The following is a 19,835-nucleotide window of genomic DNA, read 5'->3' as shown; positions in this document are numbered from 1 at the left end:
TTTATTTTAAAAGCACTACTTTTTTTGATGTATTTAATTTATTAAATACATGATAATCAATATTTTAATTTTTTAATTCACTACTTTTTTTGGTTTAAAATTCTAACACGAACTATAACGTTTTAGCTTTACAATATTATTATAAGATACTTTTGACTAAAAGTATTTTGGCTTGTAAATTAATGCTTTAACAATTAATAGTTATGTTTAAAAACGTAAAAACACTTCTGGTTTTACTTGTATTGAGTTCGTTTGGAATCAATGCCCAAAACAAATTCCCGGTTTATCTTGATGATAAAAAGCCCATTAATGAACGTGTAGAAGATGCGCTTTCGCGGATGACCACCGACGAGAAAATTGCCATAATTCATGCGCAGTCTAAATTTAGTTCGCCAGGAGTAAAACGTTTGGGAATTCCTGAAAACTGGATGACTGACGGACCACACGGAATTCGTACCGAAGTAAAATGGGACGAATGGGATCAGGCAGGATGGACAAACGATTCTTGTATTGCTTTTCCGGCTTTAACGGCACTTGCAGCGACATGGAACAAAGAAATGGCTTCTTTATACGGAAAATCAATTGGGGAAGAAGCGCGTTATCGTAACAAAAATGTATTGTTAGGCCCCGGAGTTAATATCTATAGAACGCCATTAAACGGTCGTAATTTTGAATATATGGGAGAAGATCCTTTTCTGACTTCAAAAATCGTTGTTCCTTATATTAAAGGAGTTCAGTCAAATGGAGTTGCTGCCTGTGTAAAACATTTTGCTTTAAACAATCAGGAAACGAATCGTAATACTGTAAACGTAATTGTTGATGATCGTGCATTGTACGAAATTTACCTTCCGGCTTTTAAAGCAGCAGTTCAGGAAGGTGATGCGTGGGCAATTATGGGATCTTACAACAAGTACAAAGGACAGCAATGTTGTCATAACGAGTTCTTGCTAAACGATATTCTTCGAGGAGAATGGGGTTTTAAAGGTGTTGTAATCTCAGATTGGGGTGGTGTTCACGATACGAAACAAGCAATTCTTAATGGTTTGGATATGGAATTTGGCTCCTGGACCAACGGACTTTCATGGGGAACAAGCAATGCTTATGACAACTATTATTTGGCAAAACCATATTCAACGATGATTGCTAAAGGAGAAATTGGAACAAAGGAATTAGATGAAAAAGTTCGTCGCGTTTTACGTTTATCTTTCTTAACCACAATGGATAAAAACAGACCTTTTGGATCTTTCGGAACAAAAGAGCACGCTGATGCAGGTTTGAAAATTGCTGAAGAAGGAATCGTATTGCTTCAAAACAACAATAACATTTTGCCAATCAATCTTTCTAAAACCAAGAAGATTGCTGTTATTGGAGAAAATGCCATTAAAATGATGACCGTTGGTGGAGGAAGTTCTTCATTAAAAGCAAGATACGAAATCACACCGCTTGAAGGATTGAAGAAAAGAATTGGCAATCAGGCCGAAATCGTGTACGCCCGCGGTTATGTTGGAGATCCGACAAGTAATTATAACGGAGTTGTGGCAAAAGTAAGTTTAGAAGAAAAACGTTCTCCGGCTGAATTGACTGCTGAAGCTTTAAAAGTAGCAAAAGATGCTGATATTGTTCTTTTTATAGGAGGTTTGAACAAAAGTCCAAATCAGGATGATGAGGGACACGATCGTAAAGGATTAGAACTTTCTTATGGTCAGGATAAATTAATTTCTGAATTGGTTAAAGTAAATAAAAATATAGTTTTTGTAAATATCTCAGGAAATGCTGTAGCCATGCCATGGGTAAAAGAAGTTCCTGGAATTGTACAAGGTTGGTTTTTAGGCACAGAAGCCGGAAATGCACTGGCAGCAGTTTTAGTTGGAGATGTTAATCCATCAGGGAAATTGACATTTACTTTCCCGGTAAAATTAACGGATAATGGAGCGCACGCCTTAGGAGAATTCCCGGGTGGCGATGAAGTAACGTACAAAGAAGGAATTTTTGTAGGTTATCGTTGGGCTGACAAACAAAAAATAAAACCATTATTTGCTTTTGGACATGGTTTGAGTTATACGACTTTCGAATACGGAAAAGCGACTGCAGATAAGAAACAAATGTCGGCTGGAGACCAAATTACATTTTCAGTAAAAGTAAAAAATACAGGAAACAGGGAAGGTTCAGAAGTTGTTCAGCTTTATATCAGTGATTTAAAATCTTCATTGCCACGTCCGGTAAAAGAATTGAAAGGTTTCGATAAAATTTCGCTTAAAGCGGGAGAAGAAAAAACAGTAACGTTTACAGTAGATAAAACGGCATTGAGCTTTTTTGATGACAAAAAACACGACTGGGTTGCTGAACCGGGAGCTTTTGAAGCGTTAATTGGGGCTTCTTCAACAGATATAAAATCTAAAGTGAGTTTTTCACTTAAATAGTTTTCATTAATTTTCTAAATTGGTTGGTTGTAAAGCTGCAATGTAAAAAATTGCGGCTTTGCTTTTTAAAGAAGTAAAATGTTAGTTGTAAAATGTTAGATGAAATATGTTAGCGTTTCAGGTTTCAAGTTTTTACATTTTACATTTCACAACTAACAACTAACAATTAACAATTAACAATCAACCATTAACTATCAACTATCAACCATTAACCATTAACTATCAACTATCAACCATCAACTATCAACCAAAAAACATGATTGACATTAAACCAAAGAAACATTACGAAATTTTAGACGGATTGCGGGGAGTCGCTGCCATTTTAGTGGTTGCTTTTCACATTTTTGAAGCTTTTGCCGGCGGAAATCGTTTTAAGCAAATTATCAATCACGGCTATTTAGCGGTCGATTTCTTTTTCCTTTTATCCGGATTTGTTGTCGCTTATGCGTATGATGATCGCTGGGAAAAAATGACGCAATGGGAATTTTACAAACGACGTTTAATACGCTTGCAGCCCATGGTGATTATGGGAATGATTATTGGCGCCATATTCTACTATTTTCAGGCTTCGGATATTTTGTTTCCAATGATTGCCGGAATGGAAGTATGGAAAGTGATTTTAACGATGGTGATCGGATTTACATTATTGCCAATTCCACCCTCAATGGAAATCAGGGGATGGGGCGAAATGCATCCGCTTGACGGACCTGCGTGGTCGCTTTTCTTCGAATATATTGCCAATATTCTATATGCTGTAATCTTCCGTAAATTCTCGAATAAAGTAATGGGGATTTTTGTTTTGATATTCGCAGCAATGCTAATTAACTATACTGTTTTCGGACCAAAAGGTGACGTTATCGGCGGATGGTCGTTGAACCTGGAACAAATGAATATTGGTTTTACCCGTTTGTTATATCCGTTTTTTGCGGGAGTTTTATTGTCTCGTTTAGGAAAATTAATCCACATCAAAGGTGCTTTCTGGGTTTGTAGTTTAATGATTGCAGCAGTTCTTATTATGCCGAGAATTGGCGATGAAAACACTTTATGGATGAACGGTTTATACGAATCAATCTGTATCATTTTAGTATTCCCTCTTATTGTTGCCATTGGTGCAGGAGGAGAGATTAAAAGTGCTTTTTCGACTAAAGTTTGTAAACTTCTGGGAGATATATCCTATCCAATTTATATTACACATTACCCGCTAATTTATTGGTATACTGCTTGGGTTGTCGATAATAAAGTGGAACTAAGAGATGGATATGTAATTGGAATCGGAGTTTTAATATCGAGTATTACCATTGCCTATTTATGTTTGAAATTATACGACGAGCCTGTTAGAAATTGGTTGCAAAATAAATTTGAAAAACGAAAAATTGCTTAGAAAGGAACATAGGTTCAAAGGTTAACTCAAAGTAAAAACCTTTGTCCCTTTGCACCTCTGCAACTTTGCACCTTTTTAAAGATATTGAATTTCTAAATTTTGTTAGTTATAGATATTCAAAAAGGGGATGAAACTTAAATGTTTTCATCCCTTTATTTTTTAGAAAAAGGTTCAAAGGTACAGAGGTTCAGAGGCGCAAAGGTTCAGAGGCTAATACAATGAAAAAAAATGAATTTAATTTTTTCATCCCCTTTGTATTTTTACGCAAAGATTTTCCGTAGAGGCGCACAGCAGTGCGTCTAACACAATATTTTAAAAGCAATACAAAATCATTTTTAATCATTCAAATCTGTGGCAAAAAAAAGAGACGCACTGCTGTGCGCCTCTACAATATAAAACAGGATCAAAGGTTCATAGATTTAAAGGTTCAAAGGCCGAAAAACCTTTGCACCTATGAACCTCTGTACCTCTGAACCTTGAAAAAATTTATTCCAAAATCAATTGTCCCAAAGCTTCTTTACTGAAACCTTTCAATTGATCTGTTTTTCCTGCTTTGATTTTGGCAACCCAATTTGGATCAGAAAGAAGAGGTCTTCCAACGGCAACCAAATCAAAATCACCTCTGTCGAAACGTCTGTTTAATTCTTCCAAAGAAGTAGGTTCTGAACTTTCTCCAGCAAAAGCCCCGAAGAAATCTCCGGAAAGTCCCACAGAACCTACAGTAATTGTTGGTGCTCCGGTTACTTTTTTAGCCCAACCGGCGAAATTCAAATCAGAATCTTCGAATTCAGGTTCCCAGAAACGACGTTGTGAACAATGTAAAATATCAACTCCGGCATCAACTAGCGGGGAAAGCCAGGCTTCTAGTTCTTGCGGATTTTTTGCCAGTTTATAATTGTAATCTGAAGGTTTAAATTGAGAAAAACGCATGATGACAGCAAAATCATTACCCACTTGTTTTCGAACTTCTTTTACGACTTCAATGGCAAAACGATTACGTTCCGGCAATGTTTTTCCGCCATAAATATCAGTACGTAAATTAGTTTCAGCTCTAAAGAACTGGTCGATTAAATAACCGTGCGCTCCGTGAATTTCGATAGTATCAAAGCCTAACCTTTTAGCATCGGCGGCAGCCTTTCCAAAAGCAAGAATCGTAGCTTCAATATCTTTTTCAGACATTGTATTTCCGTTATTAAAATCAGGTCGGTTTAATCCGGACGGACCCTCAAAAGGAACTGGTGGTACCCATCCTGAATGATGATTATCCATAATTCCCATATGCCAGATTTGTGGTCCCATTTGACCGCCGGCAGCGTGAACTTCATCGATAACATTTTTCCAACCTTTTAGTGCTGTATCTCCATAAAAATGAGGAACATTAGCATCGTTTGATGATGAAGGTCTGTCGATTACAGTTCCTTCAGATAATATTAGACCAACTTCACCTTCAGCTCTTTTTTGATAGTAAGATGCTACTTCGTTAGTCGGAATTCCGTTTGGAGAGAATGAGCGCGTCATGGGCGCCATTACGATTCGGTTTTTAAGATTTAACGATTTTACGTTAAATGGCGAAAACAGGTTGTTTGTACTCATAGTAATTACAAATTAGTTTGAATTAATTTACTGAGTGCTTCAAAGGCACCTTCATTGCGTTTGTAGTATGTCCATTGTCCAACGCGTTTGGATTCTATAAAACCGGCACGTTGTAAAATCGACAGGTATTCCGAAACTGTCGATTGTGTTAAGCCTGCCTTGGCTTGAATTTGCCCAACACAAACTCCGTGTTCAAATCCTGCGTGCTGAAGTTGTTCCGGGAAATTGATTTCGGGTTCTTTTAACCATTCCAGCATTTGCAGTCTGGATTTGTTAGACAAGGCCTTAAAAATTTCTATATGTTCCATGGTGCAAATATATCGACTTTTCCCGATATATCAATTTGAAGAAAAATATTTAGGATAATTTTATGATGGGGAGGATGGTGTTTCATTTTGAAAAATTGCAATTGAATATGAAAACATAGACAGAAGTATTTATATTTGCTTATCTTATAATCTCGCAAAGTCGCGAAGACGCAAAGGAATAATATAAAACTTAAAAAGTTAAACTTTGCGACTCTGCGACTTTGCGAGAGATTACAAAAGCCACTAAATCTTAACCATTATGAAAAAAACTTTACTCATTGTAGCATTCTTTTGCTGTGCTTTAAACTCAAATGCCCAAGTTGTTGGAGTAGAAGTGGGAGACATTGCTCCCGAAATCGATCTTCCGGATACAAAAGGAAATAATGTTGCACTTTCTTCTTTAAGAGGAGATTTAGTGTTAGTTGATTTTTGGGCTTCGTGGTGCGGCCCTTGCATTAAAGAACAGCCGGGATTGCTAAAATTATATAGCACTTATACTGGGAAATTCTCAATTTATAGTGTTTCGATGGATACGAAAAAAACACTTTGGTTAGCCGCAATCGCAAAGCAAAAATTACCATGGACGCAGGTAAGTGATTTGAAATATTGGAATTCTCCTGTGGTAGGCGATTATATGCTTCAATCTGTTCCTTTAAATTTTTTGATAGATAAAAATGGAGTTATCCTTGCTAAAAATATTCATGGAAGTGCTCTGGAGGATATGCTGAAGAGTTTGCTGGTTCAATAAAAAACAAAATAATTTTTATGGAGTCAAAACTCAGTTTATCTGAATTTAGAACCAGATTAAATAATAACACTCAAATAGGTTCACCAAAACTAAGATTGAGTCCATTTGGTGCTTTTTTTAGCATTTTTGATGGCACTTCAAAACTTTTTTATGGACTTTTTGATGACAAAAGTTTTCGTTTGACAATGAATTCCACTATGTCGCCCACATTTTTCATCATCAAAGGAAAATACAAAATCACAAATAGAAGACTTATTATCAATTATAATATTGAACCGAGTCCAAAGTTTTTTTTGGCATGGATAAAATCGGTTCCTATTTTTGGTGGAATTGTAATGAATTTATTATTGATTTTTTCTGAGAATGCACCGATGGGAGTATTTATAGTGGTTAATGTATTTATTGTATTTATGATTTTTTATTCAAGGTGGCATACCAATCATAAAAGAAAAAATATAGAGAAAAAGTTTATTGAAATTTTTGAGATTGTTGAATAATCTTCTTTTGAAAACGAGTACCCTAGCCCTGATAGAAGCGGTATCCTTTTTCTGGCTTCTTTAGCCAGGAAAAGATACAAGCGGATAGCAGGAATAGCTTCTTATAAATTAAATCAGTTTTATAATTATCCCTAAAACGGCACCAATAAGTATAATATAGGGCTCCTGAATTTTTTTTAAATAGATTAAAGCAAAAATGGTGGCGATAGCTATAAATACCGTCGGAAGGTCTATGATTGTTCGGGAAGCAATTACAAAAACGGAACCCACTAAAGCGCCAATTACAGCAGCTGTAATACCGTCAACAAATGCTTTAACCGATTTGTTTTCGGCGATTTTGTGAAAAGATGGTGCGAGTGCAATTGTAAATAAATAGCAAGGCAAAAAAGTAGCCAGAGCAGCAACAAGAGCACCTAAAAAGCCACTCACCAAATAACCAATAAAACCCACGGTAATGACAACAGGCCCGGGTGTAATCATAGCTACAGCAACAGAATCCAGAAATTGCTGTTCGGTTAGCCATTGATTTTCTATTACAACTCCTGAATGTAAAAAAGGTACAATTGCAAGTCCGCTGCCAAATACAAAAGTTCCGGCTTCGGCAAAGAAAATAGCAATTTTTGTCAGGGTTGTACTTTCGTAACTCCAAAACGGAATTTGTAAAAGCAATATTGAATTAACGGCTTTTGCATTCCACCATTTAGGCGGGGCTTTTATAAACATATACAAAAATCCAATGGCAATAAATAGTAAAACCGGCTCTTGCTGTGTTACAAAAGTGATGCTCAGGGTAAGAATGAAAAATAACCATAATAACCAATTTGCTGTGAAAGATTGCAAATTGAATTTACCAATAGATTTTACTGTAAGTTTATAAGAACTTATGACAATAATGCCAATAACGGCAGCACCCACGCCATAAAAGACAGCCTGAATCCAAGATAAACCGCCATACAATTTATAGATGATTCCTAAAATGACAACCATTATAAAAGAGGGTAATACAAAGGCAAAGCCTGCTAATGTTGCCCCTAAAATTCGGTAATGGACGAAACCAAAATAAATTCCGAGTTGAGCTGCCAATGGTCCAGGAGCTAATTGGGCTAAAGCGAGACCTTGTCTGTACTCTTCTTCGGTTATCCAATTTCGATTTTCGACCAGATCTTTATGCATATAACCGACAAGTGCAACGGGACCGCCAAAACCAATAGTGCCTAATTTTAAAAAATAGAGTGTTATGTCTTTTAATGAATATTTTGGAGTTGCCATAGCAGAAAGTTTTAAAAAGCGATTCCAAATTGAAATCCTACCGTAAATGTTGCAGGATGATCATTGCCAAATCTGACGGGAAGCGGCACCGCAACAAAATAACTGCAGTTCTCACTTTTTATGATGGTTTTATTAAGAACAGGAGTAAAGCCATAACGCCCGCTGCTTTCAAAAGCGGCTCTTCCGGCAAAAGTGTAGCCTTTTCCTAAGGCGACTAAAACGCCGGGATGAAATAATAAATTGGTGACTTTATCGTGTCCGTCTTCTGCTTTTATATTGGGAACGATTTCGAAAGAAAAACCTATTTTGGCGCTTTTCCAGATGTTAATTCCGGTAGGAAAGCCAATTGCATAATAATCTCTGAAGTTCAAATTGGTTTGCTCATTGCTTACCGTTACAATTGGGTGAAGAATACCAAAATACCCTGTTATTTTAGGATAAGTTGTCGTTTGTGAAAATGCTGCAATGCTGGTAAAAAATACAGTAGTTAAAATAATGTGTCTAAAAGGAATCATAATAGTTTTTGTTAGTCATACAAAACTATATAGACTTGGTAGAAATAAATAGAACGCTATTTACCTTTTGTATCTGGTTTACTTTTTATTGCATTTTTTCGATATGATGAAGGATTTTTCCCGGTATGCGATTTGAAGATTCTGGTAAAATGACTTTGGTCTGAAAAACCCGTCATGTATGCAATTTCGGTAAGGGTATAGGTGGAAGTCTGAATAAGATTAATCGCTTTTTCGATTCGTAATTTCCGAACATAGTCACCAAAATTAAGATCTTCAAAATATTTTGAAAATTCTCGCGATAAATAGGAAGGATTGATTTCCAAATCATTTGAAATTTTCTTCAGATCGAAAGCAAACTGAGTATCAATCTGATCCTGAATCATTTCTTTTAAATCCGTTACCCAGGCAGGCGTTTTTTTATTTGATTTTTTATCGGATAAAAACTTGTTGTAAACTTCATGAAGCAAGCTTTCAAAAGGACTGTTTTGCAAATGATTTTGTTTGTACAAATGGGTAGCCCAACTGTATAGCGCATCATAAATTATCATTCCACTTGCCAAAAGTTCTACATCATTGGTGATATTATGCGAAAGTCCCGCAGAAATAGCCCAAAGTCCGGCCGATTCTTTTGCAAGTTCATGCTGGTCGGTATCGGCGCCACGAACGATTTTTGCAAGAATTAAAATAGCAGGATCAGTAATTTTGTGCTTTTTTACGATGAAGTCAAAAGTACATTCCTCATTATAATGTGTATATTCTACATTCGGAATATCAAACGGGATCGCTTTTAATTCCTCGGCTTTAGCCAGAACTTCATTAAAAGGAACATAAATAAATTCGGCTTCGGGATCGACAAATTTCCTGATCAGCCATGGGCATGCAATTCTGTCAATTTTTGGTCTTTCCCGTGTAATCCACTTCATTTATGGGTCGTTTTTTTAAATTAATTTACATGACAGTCTGCAAAAAGCCTTATATTTTTTTTGGCCACAGATTTCACAGATTCCACAGATTACCACAATCGCTCCAACTATTAAAGAAATCTGTGGAATCTGTGGCTTTTTTTGAGTTTGGTATTAGTTCCGATAATTATATTAATTCATTCCCTCAATGATGTTTCTAACACCTCCAAAGCTTGTTTTTAATAATTCCCTAACCTGAAATTGCGTTTTATTACGTGTGATTGCATTCCATTCTTTAAAATCATAAATATGCACATTTTGCGCATACGGATTCGTAACAAAAGAAAGTCTTGAAATAGAATATTTATATGATTTTAGTTCGTGAGATACATGTCGGTTTGGCACGACAACCAATATGGTTTCCCATTTCAGGAAATCTTTTGGTATATCGGGTCTTTCTGTTAATCCAAGATGATCAAAAAAGGCAATTATTTTTTGATCATTTAACTTGTCCATTTCATTATCTATACGCTTGAGGGTGTTAAGAAGCGTATTTTCATCTTTAATAACACTCATAATTATATTTAGTTTATTGTTCATTTTAAGATAAAATTACACCAAAACAATAAGAATTGGCTAAGAACCACTGATAGAATGATTCTAAATTTTTAACGTCTAATTTTCAGGTATTATTGTCTTAGATAAAGATCAGATTTTGATAAAATACTATTATTTTAATCGGTTTAAAAGCAATAATTTTATCGCTATTTGCAAACAATTTTTGTTAACCGCTTTAGATATGAAAACTATTTTTCCGAAAAAGATTCTGTTTTATTTTATTCTTCTGACATCAATTTGTACTTCGGCACAAAATAAATCAGAAAGAGATTTGACTTTAATTGATAAAGAATGGCGATTTTCATTCGGACATCTTTATGATACTCAAAAAGATTTTGGTCATGCTGAAGGGTATTTTTCGTATTTAACAAAAACTGGTTTTGGAGATGGTCCGGCGGCCGCAGGTTTTGATGACCGCGCCTGGAGAAAATTAGATCTCCCGCATGATTGGGCTGTTGAACAATCGTTTAGCGAAAAAGCAAGTTATAGTCACGGATTTAAAACTGCCGGAAAAGGTTTTCCTGAAAAAAGTATTGGCTGGTATCGAAAAAAAATCAACATTCCTGAAAGTGATAAAGGCCGAATTATTTCCTTAAAATTTGATGGAGTTTTTAGAAATTCTAAAGTATTTTTCAACGGCTATTTCCTTGGAACAGAAGAAAGCGGTTATAATGGTTTTGAATATGATGTTTCGGCTTATGTGAATTATGGTGGAGAAAATACGATTGTCGTTCGTGTTGATGCGTCAATGGAAGAAGGTTGGTTTTACGAAGGTGCCGGAATTTATAGACACGTTTATTTGCAGAAAACAAGTCCGATTCATGTTGCCGAAAACGGAACTTATGTAACATCTGAAATTAAAGATAATAATGCTGAAATAAAAGCCGAAATTACTATCGAAAACAAAGGAAATTATAAAGGTTCAGTTGAAATTATTCAGACTATTATTGATACCAGCGGAAAACAAGTCGCGACTATTTCCGAAAACACAACAGCGCCGGAATTTTATAAGACTGCTGTTCATACTTTAAAATTAAATGTGAAAAATCCATTATTATGGGATATTGAATCACCTAATTTATATCGTTTAGTGACTCAAATTAAGCAGGAAGGAAAAGTAATAGATAGTTATGAAACTGCTTTCGGAATCAGAACTATTAAGTTTGATGCTGAGAAAGGCTTTTTTCTGAATGGAAAATCAGTAAAACTCAAAGGAACCAATAATCATCAGGATCACGCGGGAATCGGAACCGCTTTGCCGGATGAATTGCAGTATTATAGAATCAGAAAATTGAAGGAAATGGGCTCGAATGCGTATCGTTGCTCACACCATCCGCCAACTCCAGAATTATTGAAAGCTTGTGATGAGTTGGGAATGTTAGTCATTGATGAAACCCGATTGATGGGAATTAACAATTATCATTTGAATGATTTAAAACAAATGATCGAACGCGATCGCAATCATCCGAGTATTTTTTGCTGGTCGGTTGGAAATGAAGAATGGAATATTGAAGGCAATATTGTGGGTGAACGTGTTACCAATGTCATGCAGGACTTTACAAAAAGCATTGACGCTACAAGACCTGTAACGGTGGGAATTAGCAGTGGTTTTAGAAGCGGAATCTCGTCCGTTGTCGAAATTATGGGGTATAATTATTTAGGAAACGGTGATATCGACGCGCATAGAAATCAGTTCAAACAACAGCCCGGAATGGGAACGGAGGAAGGTTCAACTTTTGCAACGCGAGGTGTTTATTTTACAGATGATGTCAAACATTATCAAAGTGCTTACGACAAAAAACCGCGTCCGACTTTTTATAGTATCGAAGAAGGCTGGAAATTTTATGCTGATAGACCGTATTTGGCGGGAGTATTTTTCTGGACAGGTTTTGATTATCGCGGAGAACCAACACCGTACGGCTGGCCATCGGTGACGTCTTATTTTGGAATGATGGATGTTTGCGGTTTCCCGAAAGACAATGTATTTTATTTAAAATCGTGGTGGGGAACTGAGCCCGTTTTACATCTATTGCCGCATTGGAACTGGAGTGGGATGGAAGATAAGGAAATTGATGTTTGGGCGTATTCGAATTGCGATGAAGTCGAACTATTTCTGAATAAAAAGAGTCTCGGAAAAAAGAAAATGGCGCAAAACGGTCATTTGGAATGGAAAGTAAAATACGAACCAGGCACTTTGGAAGCGATTGGCTATAAAAACGGAAAAAAGATGCTGACCGAGGTTCAAAAAACAACCGGAAAACCCGAATCAGTAAAACTTTCACTTGACAAAGAAAATCCTTCGAATGCAAATGTAGTGGTGGTAACAGCTGAAGTAATGGATAAAAACGGTTTGCACATCCCAACCGCTGACAACGAAATAATGTTCACCATTAAAGGGGGAAAAATCCTTGGAGTTGGAAACGGAAATCCGACTTCATTGGAAAATGACAAATTTATTGACGTAATTGATCTTGTTGCTATCAATAAATTTGAAGAACAAAAGTTAATTACAGCCAATTTGCCTCAGGAATTGCCAATGTTTTCTGACACAGAGTGGAAAGAAGCTTTTAAAGACAGAGATTATAAAAATCAGGCACCGTCGTACGTTTATCGTGGCGAATTTGATTTGAAAAGTAATAATGCAAGCAATTCGGTTAATTTCTTTTATAAAAAAATAGGTATTGATGCTGTGGTTTTTATCAATGGAAATAAAGTTACTCCAAGTACCGAAGATCCTTTAAAATACGTTCTGAATTCAACTATTTTGAAGCAGGGAAAAAACACAATTCACATTATTGCAACACCATTGCAAAAAGAAAAAGACTGGGACGTAATGAATACTAATCCAGGTGTTATTCAGTTTGTTACCCCAGCAGAATCATGGAAGAGACAGCTTTTTAATGGCTATGCTCAAATCATTATCCAAAAGGAAGAAGGTGTAAAAGAAATTGTTTTATCCGCTTCAGCGAAAGGATTACGCACGGGAACACTAGTTGTAAAATAGTTTTGGTTTTCAGGTTTGCAGGTTGGAATAAGAAAAATTTAACCACAAAGGACACAAAGATTTTTATATTTTGAAGGTTTAAAAAACACAAAGTTCGCAAAGCTGGATTAACTCAAAGCTTTGTGAACTTTGTGTTTTCTAAATACACTCAATAAACAATAACTTACTGTTCTTTGTGGTAAAAAAAGTGAAACCTGAAACTTGAAACAAAAAAACCTGAAACAAATATTTTCTGTTTGAATTTCATAACTTTGCAAAATGAAAGAGCAATTAGATTTTCAGGCTTCAGAACTTGGTATAAACGATTTAAAGTTAAAAGGCTTTAAAGTTTACGAAGTAAATGGTGACGTAAGTAAAATTCCGACGTATAATCGCAGGGATTTTTACAAGATTTGCATCAATACAAGCCAAAGTCTCATACACTACGCAGATCGCGGTATTGAAGTCGACGGAACCATTTTGTTTTTTGGAAATCCACATATTCCATATTCATGGGATATTATTTCGCCTTCTTATGAAGGTTATGCCTGTGTTTTTACCGAAGATTTTCTGAAAGTAAATGACCGTTCTGAAAGTCTTCATGAATCTCCTTTATTTAAAATAGGCGGAACCCCAATTTTTTCGTTATCACCTGAACAAAAAGTATTTATAGATTCGCTTTTCAAAAAAATGATTGAAGAGCAGGAAACAGATTATGTGTTTAAAGATGATTTGATGCGCAATTACATCAACCTGATTTTGCATGAATCGATGAAAATGCAGCCTTCAGAAAATTTCTTTAAACATAAAAATGCTTCATCGAGAATTACCTCTTTGTTTTTGGAACTTCTGGAAAGACAATTTCCGGTAGAAACAAAAGATCAGCCTCTCGCCTTGAAAACCCCGCAAGATTACGCGCAAACCCTTGCCGTACACGTCAATCACCTCAATCGTTCTGTAAAAGAAGTTACAGGAAAATCTACCACAGCACATATAACAGAGAGAATTATCAGCGAAGCCAAAGCGTTATTGCAACATACAGATTGGAGTATTGCCGATATTGGATATTCGCTCGGATTTGAATATCCAAGCTATTTTAATAATTACTTTAAAAGACTCACCGGAACAATTCCGAAATCGTTAAGAATGTAAATTGTTTCATTTTCTTAATTTTTTGTTTGATTATCGTTATCTGTGTTCGTTTTTACAAAGTAAATTTGCACTGAAAATAATTAGTATTAATCATTTATTGGTTTTTTACAAACTAAATATCACTTCTAAAAGCGCATTCTAGCTTCCTGATTTAGTTTTAAAGCCGATCTAAAACAAATAATTATGGAAACTTCAGAAAATCAATTCAACAAAATTTTTCCGAAAGGTGATTTGGCTTCAACCGATTACTTTACTGGAAAAGCGTGGGTTAAAATGCTCGTTCCGAATGATCCGGTTCTTAATACTGCGGTTGGTAATGTGATTTTCGAACCCGGCGCTAGAAATAATTGGCACACACATCCCGGCGGACAAATTTTAATTGTAACTCATGGAACTGGTTATTATCAGGAAATTGGAAAACCAATTCAGCTGCTTCAAGTTGGAGATGTTGTTAATATTCCGCCTGACCTTAAACATTGGCACGGAGCTTCTCCCAACAGCGAATTCACTCATATTGCCATCAGTACCAATACAAACAAAGGTATAGTTGATTGGCTTGAACCTGTAACCGATGAGCAATACAATAGCTTTAAATAAACCAAACTCAAAAAATAAGTAATTATGTCGACAAATTATGCAACAGTTATCGAAGAAGGAAAAGTCCCTAGTACATATATGACAGGCGACGTTTCTTATAAAAAACAAACCAGTAATATTCATCCCGAAAATACTGTTATTAAAGAAGTTGTTTTTGAGCCTTATGCAAGAAGCAATTGGCACATTAACGCAAGCCTTCAGTTGCTTATTGCAAAAGAAGGCGTAGGTTATTATCAGGAAAAAGGAAGCGCAGTTCGTCTGATTCATAAAGACGAAGTGATTACAATTTTACCTGGAATTGAACATTGGTATGGCGCAACGCCTTTTAGAAAATTTTCCTATGTAGCTATTATTACTGAGATTGACAAGGGTCATGGCGTATGGCTTGACAGTGTTACGGATGAGGAATATCACAGTTTTGGGAGTTAAAGGAATTAGATAATTTGTCAATAAGATAATAAGATAATTAGATAATTAGATAATTAGATAATTAGATAATTAGATAATTAGATAATTAGATAATTCTGAACTTACATGACTACAATCTTGTTATACCGATCCTGGCAAACTTGAAACCTGAAACAAGGAAAACCTGAAACAAAAACAAAACTAAAAAAAACGATAAAATATTATGGAAACAAAAAACGTAAAAGCATTTGGTACAGAAGCTGCCGAAGCGCCGTTAAAACCGCTAGACATCAAACGTAGAGCCGTTCAGGCGCACGATGTCGAAATTGAGATTTTGTATTGTGGAATCTGTCACTCCGATTTGCATTCGGCCAGAAATGAATGGCACGGAACAATGTATCCTATCGTTCCGGGACATGAAATTGTTGGGCGCGTGGTCAAAGTGGGCGATCATGTTAAGAATTTTAAAGTAGGCGAGTTGGCAGGAGTAGGCTGTATGGTTGATTCTTGTCGCGAATGTGAACATTGCAAAAGCGATTTAGAGCAATTCTGCGATGACGGAAGTATCTTGACTTTCAATTCGCCGGATAAGCATTTAGGCGGACATACTTTTGGAGGTTATTCTCAAAGTATTGTTGTAGATGAGAATTATGTGCTGCATATTTCGGACAAATTAGACCTTGCCGGAGTAGCACCTTTACTTTGTGCTGGTATTACAACATATTCTCCGTTAAGACATTGGAAAGTGGGACCTGGTCAAAGAGTTGGTATTGTCGGCATTGGAGGTTTAGGACATATGGGAATCAAATTGGCAAAAGCAATGGGCGCTCATGTAGTTGTTTTTACTACTTCATTATCTAAAACCGAAGATGCAAAACGTTTAGGTGCCGATGAAGTTGTTTTATCTACAGATCCGAATCAAATGGCAAAACATGCCAGAAGTCTGCATTTTATTTTAGATTGCGTATCGGCAGAACACAGCATTGATTCGTATTTAAATTTACTTAAAGTAGACGGAAATCTTGTGTTGGTTGGCGCTCCAATGGATCCGCTTCCGGTAACGTCTTTCAGTTTGATTTTAGGAAGAAGAAGTTTTGCAGGATCTGCCATCGGTGGAATTGCAGAAACTCAGGAAATGCTTGATTTTTGCGCAGAACATAATATCACTGCAGATATTGAAGTAATTGGCGTAAACGAAGTAAATGACGCCTACGAAAGATTACTAAAAGGAGATATCAAGTATCGTTTTGTGATTGATATGGAGTCTTTGAAATAGGTCCACAGGCTCAGAGGTTCAAAGGGACAAAGGTTTTTTGAACTTTAAAAAGAGTTTACAAAAGAATAAAACCTCTGAACCTTTGCACCTTTGCAACTTTGTACCTCAAAAAGAAACCCCTCAAGCAATTCAACTCTTGAGGGGTTTTTAAAATAAATAATAACCAATTAAATTTATTTATTTTTTGTCCAGATTATGCTTTAGTAATTTGGCGTGTTCTAAATGCGCGGTCAATCCGGCAATATTATTAGAAGCCCAAAGTCTAACGTCTTCATCCTTCGCGTCATCAGCAGCTTTTTTTAATTTATCGATGGCTTTTTCGTGACCGTCGATCATTAAATCTGCGAATTTTTTATCAAAATCAAGTCCTGATTTTTCGTTTAGTTTATTGTATTCTTCTTGTCCGTCTTCAGTAAGAGAAGTTGGTAATGTAAAGTTTTTTGCTTTCGCTAAAGCACTTACTTCAGAAGCTGCTTTAGTATGCTCATCAACAAGCATTTTACCAAATTTTTTCACTTCTGGATTGGTACTTTTTGTTTGTGCCAATTTTCCGATTTCGATTTCTGCCAAATTGATTTCGGCTTGATCAACTAAGAATTCAGAATCATCTTTTTTATCGTCTATAGAGTCAAATTTTGCTTCATTAGCATCCTCTGCTACTTCTTTTGGATCTTCTTGTTTTGGTTCATTTTTGCAAGAATTCAAAAATATAATAATTAGTCCCGCACCTAAAATAACCTTTCCTGCTAATAGTAACTTTTTCATGATTTGTTTAGTTTTAAATGTTATGATGTAAAATTATTTAGATGACTGCAGAGTATATTACAGCATTTTTAAATAATGTTACAGGATTTAAAGATGCTGGTTTTTTACAATTAAACAGCGAGTACTAATACGTGTTTTATTCTTGTTATTCCGAAGAAAAACTGTTTTTTAAAATCTTACCAAATTGCGGTTTTCCGTAAGGAAATTATAATTTATAGAGTGAACTTTGAAAAACATAATTTAACTTAATTTAAATCGAAATGATTAATGTTGTTATATGGTTGATATCAACTATAGTTACTATCTTGGGCGGACTTTAATTCAACTTTATGAAAATATTAAAAATAGTCGCAGGCATTGCTTTACTGATTTTTGCCTTTGTATTATTCCTGGCAACCATAGCGGGTTTTATTAAATCATTACCACAAATCAGTAATGAACTTGCAAAATCGACATCAGCAGGCGGTGCCTATCTTTTTGGTTCTATGATTGTATTTGTCGGTGCATTGTTTTTAGTCTATTATACCGGAAAAAAAGGATTTCAATTACTAAAACCAAAACCTTTACCAGTTGATTCAATTGATGATATTGGAAAGTACGATAGTAATGAAAACAAATAAGGGTTCAAAATGGAAGTGAATTCAAAGTTTAGAAAATTATTTTGGGTTAGAATAGGCATTTGTTTTTTTGTTTTTATCCTCGGATTATTTTTGTGTATAAGGTATATCTTGCATAGTTCATCAATTATTAAAAATCCTGTATTGATTTTTTCTTTAGTGTTTTTTTTCTTTCTAATTTATATGACAATTGGCTTATTTTCAATCTTTAGAATAAATGTTACAGACAAAGGAATTGAAAAAACAGTATTACTTTCTGGAAAAAAAGAATTTATACCATTTGGAATTATTACTGGGTTAAAAAAACAAAAAATTAGGATGCGAAGAAAGTCAGGAGCTTTAACAGATGGTTATACGGTAACCATATTAAAACTACAAAATGGCAAAGAATTAGTGATTTCGCCAGATGATTTTGAAAATTATAAGAAATAATGTTCGAAATAAAAAGCCATTTAGAGTAATATAATTTACTTGTAAAAATTTAAAATCCCAACTCCAAAAAGAGCTGGGATTTTTTTATGCTCCAGACTTAGAGTTAATTATGAAAATATATCCAGTAATTGTATAACATAAAAAATTAGGTTTATTAAGAAATTTGAATTGTTATCTAAGAATAAAACGCCAATAAACCTAATTAACCATGAATGCAGCAGCCAAAACCGAAAAACTAATGAATCAGCTGATCAAAGCGCCTCATTTGGTGATTGATAAATTAGATTTAGTTTACATAAACAATCAGAAACTGCCCATAGAAAGATGTAAATGCGAAGAAGGTTTTATTTATAAAAAGAACGGACGCTGTATTAAACAAAAAAGCGAATTGAAACGTTTTAGCAGTTTGGTTTTACCGCCAGCCTGGCAAAATGTTCAAATTTCAGATTTGCCAAACGGACATTTACAGGCGGTGGGTTTAGATGATAAAAACAGAAAACAATACCGCTATCATCCAAAATGGAATCTGATTAGAAATCAGACTAAATTTTATAAAATAGCCGAATTCGGTACAAAATTACCGGCAATTAGAAAACAGGTTGATAAGGATTTGGAAAGAAAAGAATGGGGAAGAGAAAAAGTCGTGGCATTGGTTATTCGATTAATGGAAGAAACTCATATTAGAATTGGAAACGAAAAATACGCGAAAGACAATAAATCGTACGGACTTTCAACTTTGCGAAAACGCCACATCAACATCAATAAAAATTCCCTCCGATTTGAATTCATCGGAAAAAAAGGAAAACAGCATACCATAACAACCAGAAATAAACAATTGGTAAAATTAGTCAGCCGCTGTGAAGAAATTCCGGGCTGGGAAGTTTTTAAATATTATGATAAAAACGGTGAGAGAAAGGTTTTAGACAGTCATATGGTCAACGAATATTTACATACTATTTCTGGCGAATATTTTAGTGCCAAAGATTTCAGAACATGGGCAGCCTCGATTATATTTTTTGAAAGTTTAATGGAATTCGGAATTACATCTGACGAAAAAGAAATCAAGAAAAATATTTTATCCGCCTATGATATAACCGCCGAAGCATTAGGAAATACCAGAAATGTTTGCAAGAATTATTATGTGCATCCCTTATTGGTTTCTACGTATGAAGACGGTTCGATTCAGCACTATTTTGACAGAGTTAAGAAAAGCCGAAGCAATCAGCAGTATTTTTCACGAAGCGAAATTGCTTTTTCAGAATTAATTCAGAATTATCAAATCAATTTATTGTAAATCAGATTTGATAGCATTATAAATAAAATGTTTTGAGTTAATGCATCTCTTTTAAAAGCA

Annotated in this window: 19 protein-coding genes; 12 read left to right on the top strand and 7 right to left on the bottom strand. The window is 35.2% G+C overall.

Annotated elements, in window-relative coordinates:
• Positions 1-203: 203 nt before the first annotated feature.
• Together J2X17_RS05915 and J2X17_RS05910 are read left to right on the top strand one after the other, a co-directional pair.
• The gene (locus J2X17_RS05915; protein ID WP_310295606.1) at positions 204-2,420 is read left to right on the top strand and encodes a glycoside hydrolase family 3 C-terminal domain-containing protein; all 2,217 of its coding nucleotides are present in this window, start codon (positions 204-206) and stop codon (positions 2,418-2,420) included.
• A 256-nt stretch (positions 2,421-2,676) separates the two neighbouring features.
• Positions 2,677-3,801, top strand: a complete 1,125-nt coding sequence (locus J2X17_RS05910) for an acyltransferase family protein (protein ID WP_310295605.1) — start codon at positions 2,677-2,679, stop codon at positions 3,799-3,801.
• A gap of 486 nt (positions 3,802-4,287) precedes the next feature.
• Here J2X17_RS05910 and J2X17_RS05905 read toward each other — a convergent pair whose 3' ends face one another.
• On the bottom strand, positions 4,288-5,394 hold the full coding sequence (locus tag J2X17_RS05905; protein ID WP_310295603.1) for an NADH:flavin oxidoreductase: 1,107 nt from the start codon (positions 5,392-5,394) through the stop codon (positions 4,288-4,290).
• A gap of 5 nt (positions 5,395-5,399) precedes the next feature.
• Complete coding sequence (locus J2X17_RS05900; protein ID WP_310295601.1) at positions 5,400-5,702, bottom strand: ArsR/SmtB family transcription factor; 303 nt, start codon at positions 5,700-5,702, stop codon at positions 5,400-5,402.
• A gap of 259 nt (positions 5,703-5,961) precedes the next feature.
• Here J2X17_RS05900 and J2X17_RS05895 point away from each other — a divergent pair, with 259 nt between their 5' ends.
• Together J2X17_RS05895 and J2X17_RS05890 are read left to right on the top strand one after the other, a co-directional pair.
• On the top strand, positions 5,962-6,450 hold the full coding sequence (locus J2X17_RS05895; RefSeq protein WP_310295599.1) for a TlpA family protein disulfide reductase: 489 nt from the start codon (positions 5,962-5,964) through the stop codon (positions 6,448-6,450).
• 17 nt (positions 6,451-6,467) lie between these two features.
• Positions 6,468-6,947: a hypothetical protein gene (locus tag J2X17_RS05890; protein WP_310295597.1), complete on the top strand. Its 480-nt coding sequence runs from the start codon at positions 6,468-6,470 to the stop codon at positions 6,945-6,947.
• A 108-nt stretch (positions 6,948-7,055) separates the two neighbouring features.
• On the opposite strand, the gene J2X17_RS05885 is transcribed toward J2X17_RS05890, so the two are convergent.
• The 4 genes from J2X17_RS05885 to J2X17_RS05870 form a co-directional block, all read right to left on the bottom strand.
• Positions 7,056-8,216: a chromate transporter gene (locus J2X17_RS05885; RefSeq protein ID WP_310295596.1), complete on the bottom strand. Its 1,161-nt coding sequence runs from the start codon at positions 8,214-8,216 to the stop codon at positions 7,056-7,058.
• An 11-nt stretch (positions 8,217-8,227) separates the two neighbouring features.
• Positions 8,228-8,731, bottom strand: a complete 504-nt coding sequence (locus tag J2X17_RS05880; protein WP_310295595.1) for a hypothetical protein — start codon at positions 8,729-8,731, stop codon at positions 8,228-8,230.
• Between the two features lie 56 nt (positions 8,732-8,787).
• On the bottom strand, positions 8,788-9,654 hold the full coding sequence (locus tag J2X17_RS05875) for a chromate resistance protein ChrB domain-containing protein (protein WP_310295593.1): 867 nt from the start codon (positions 9,652-9,654) through the stop codon (positions 8,788-8,790).
• A 171-nt stretch (positions 9,655-9,825) separates the two neighbouring features.
• Positions 9,826-10,209 (bottom strand): hypothetical protein, encoded by a 384-nt coding sequence (locus J2X17_RS05870; protein WP_310295591.1) that lies wholly within the window; start codon positions 10,207-10,209, stop codon positions 9,826-9,828.
• A gap of 223 nt (positions 10,210-10,432) precedes the next feature.
• Here J2X17_RS05870 and galA point away from each other — a divergent pair, with 223 nt between their 5' ends.
• The 5 genes from galA (at position 10,433) to J2X17_RS05845 (ending at position 16,667) form a co-directional block, all read left to right on the top strand.
• Positions 10,433-13,255, top strand: coding sequence for a beta-galactosidase GalA (galA, locus tag J2X17_RS05865; protein ID WP_310295589.1), 2,823 nt, complete (start codon positions 10,433-10,435; stop codon positions 13,253-13,255).
• 258 nt (positions 13,256-13,513) lie between these two features.
• Positions 13,514-14,386, top strand: a complete 873-nt coding sequence (locus J2X17_RS05860) for a helix-turn-helix domain-containing protein (protein WP_310295587.1) — start codon at positions 13,514-13,516, stop codon at positions 14,384-14,386.
• 183 nt (positions 14,387-14,569) lie between these two features.
• Positions 14,570-14,983: a (R)-mandelonitrile lyase gene (locus J2X17_RS05855; RefSeq protein ID WP_310295585.1), complete on the top strand. Its 414-nt coding sequence runs from the start codon at positions 14,570-14,572 to the stop codon at positions 14,981-14,983.
• Between the two features lie 24 nt (positions 14,984-15,007).
• Entirely contained in the window at positions 15,008-15,412 is a 405-nt protein-coding gene (locus J2X17_RS05850) for a cupin domain-containing protein (RefSeq protein WP_310295583.1), read from the top strand.
• Between the two features lie 202 nt (positions 15,413-15,614).
• Entirely contained in the window at positions 15,615-16,667 is a 1,053-nt protein-coding gene (locus J2X17_RS05845; protein WP_310295581.1) for an NAD(P)-dependent alcohol dehydrogenase, read from the top strand.
• A 177-nt stretch (positions 16,668-16,844) separates the two neighbouring features.
• Here the strand turns inward: J2X17_RS05845 and J2X17_RS05840 are convergent, their stop codons facing one another.
• Positions 16,845-17,432: a DUF4142 domain-containing protein gene (locus tag J2X17_RS05840; protein ID WP_310295579.1), complete on the bottom strand. Its 588-nt coding sequence runs from the start codon at positions 17,430-17,432 to the stop codon at positions 16,845-16,847.
• Positions 17,433-17,761: 329 nt separating this feature from the next.
• Here J2X17_RS05840 and J2X17_RS05835 point away from each other — a divergent pair, with 329 nt between their 5' ends.
• The 3 genes from J2X17_RS05835 (at position 17,762) to J2X17_RS05825 (ending at position 19,775) form a co-directional block, all read left to right on the top strand.
• Positions 17,762-18,052, top strand: a complete 291-nt coding sequence (locus J2X17_RS05835) for a hypothetical protein (RefSeq protein ID WP_310295578.1) — start codon at positions 17,762-17,764, stop codon at positions 18,050-18,052.
• 9 nt (positions 18,053-18,061) lie between these two features.
• Complete coding sequence (locus J2X17_RS05830) at positions 18,062-18,481, top strand: hypothetical protein (protein WP_310295576.1); 420 nt, start codon at positions 18,062-18,064, stop codon at positions 18,479-18,481.
• Between the two features lie 208 nt (positions 18,482-18,689).
• Entirely contained in the window at positions 18,690-19,775 is a 1,086-nt protein-coding gene (locus J2X17_RS05825; protein ID WP_310295574.1) for a DNA topoisomerase IB, read from the top strand.
• Positions 19,776-19,835: the final 60 nt, after the last annotated feature.

This window comes from Flavobacterium aquidurense, assembly GCF_031458035.1.
Taxonomy (GTDB): Bacteria; Bacteroidota; Bacteroidia; order Flavobacteriales; family Flavobacteriaceae; genus Flavobacterium; species Flavobacterium aquidurense_C.
Note: the sequence above shows the minus strand (reverse complement) of the source record. Positions and strands in the feature narration are given on the sequence as shown.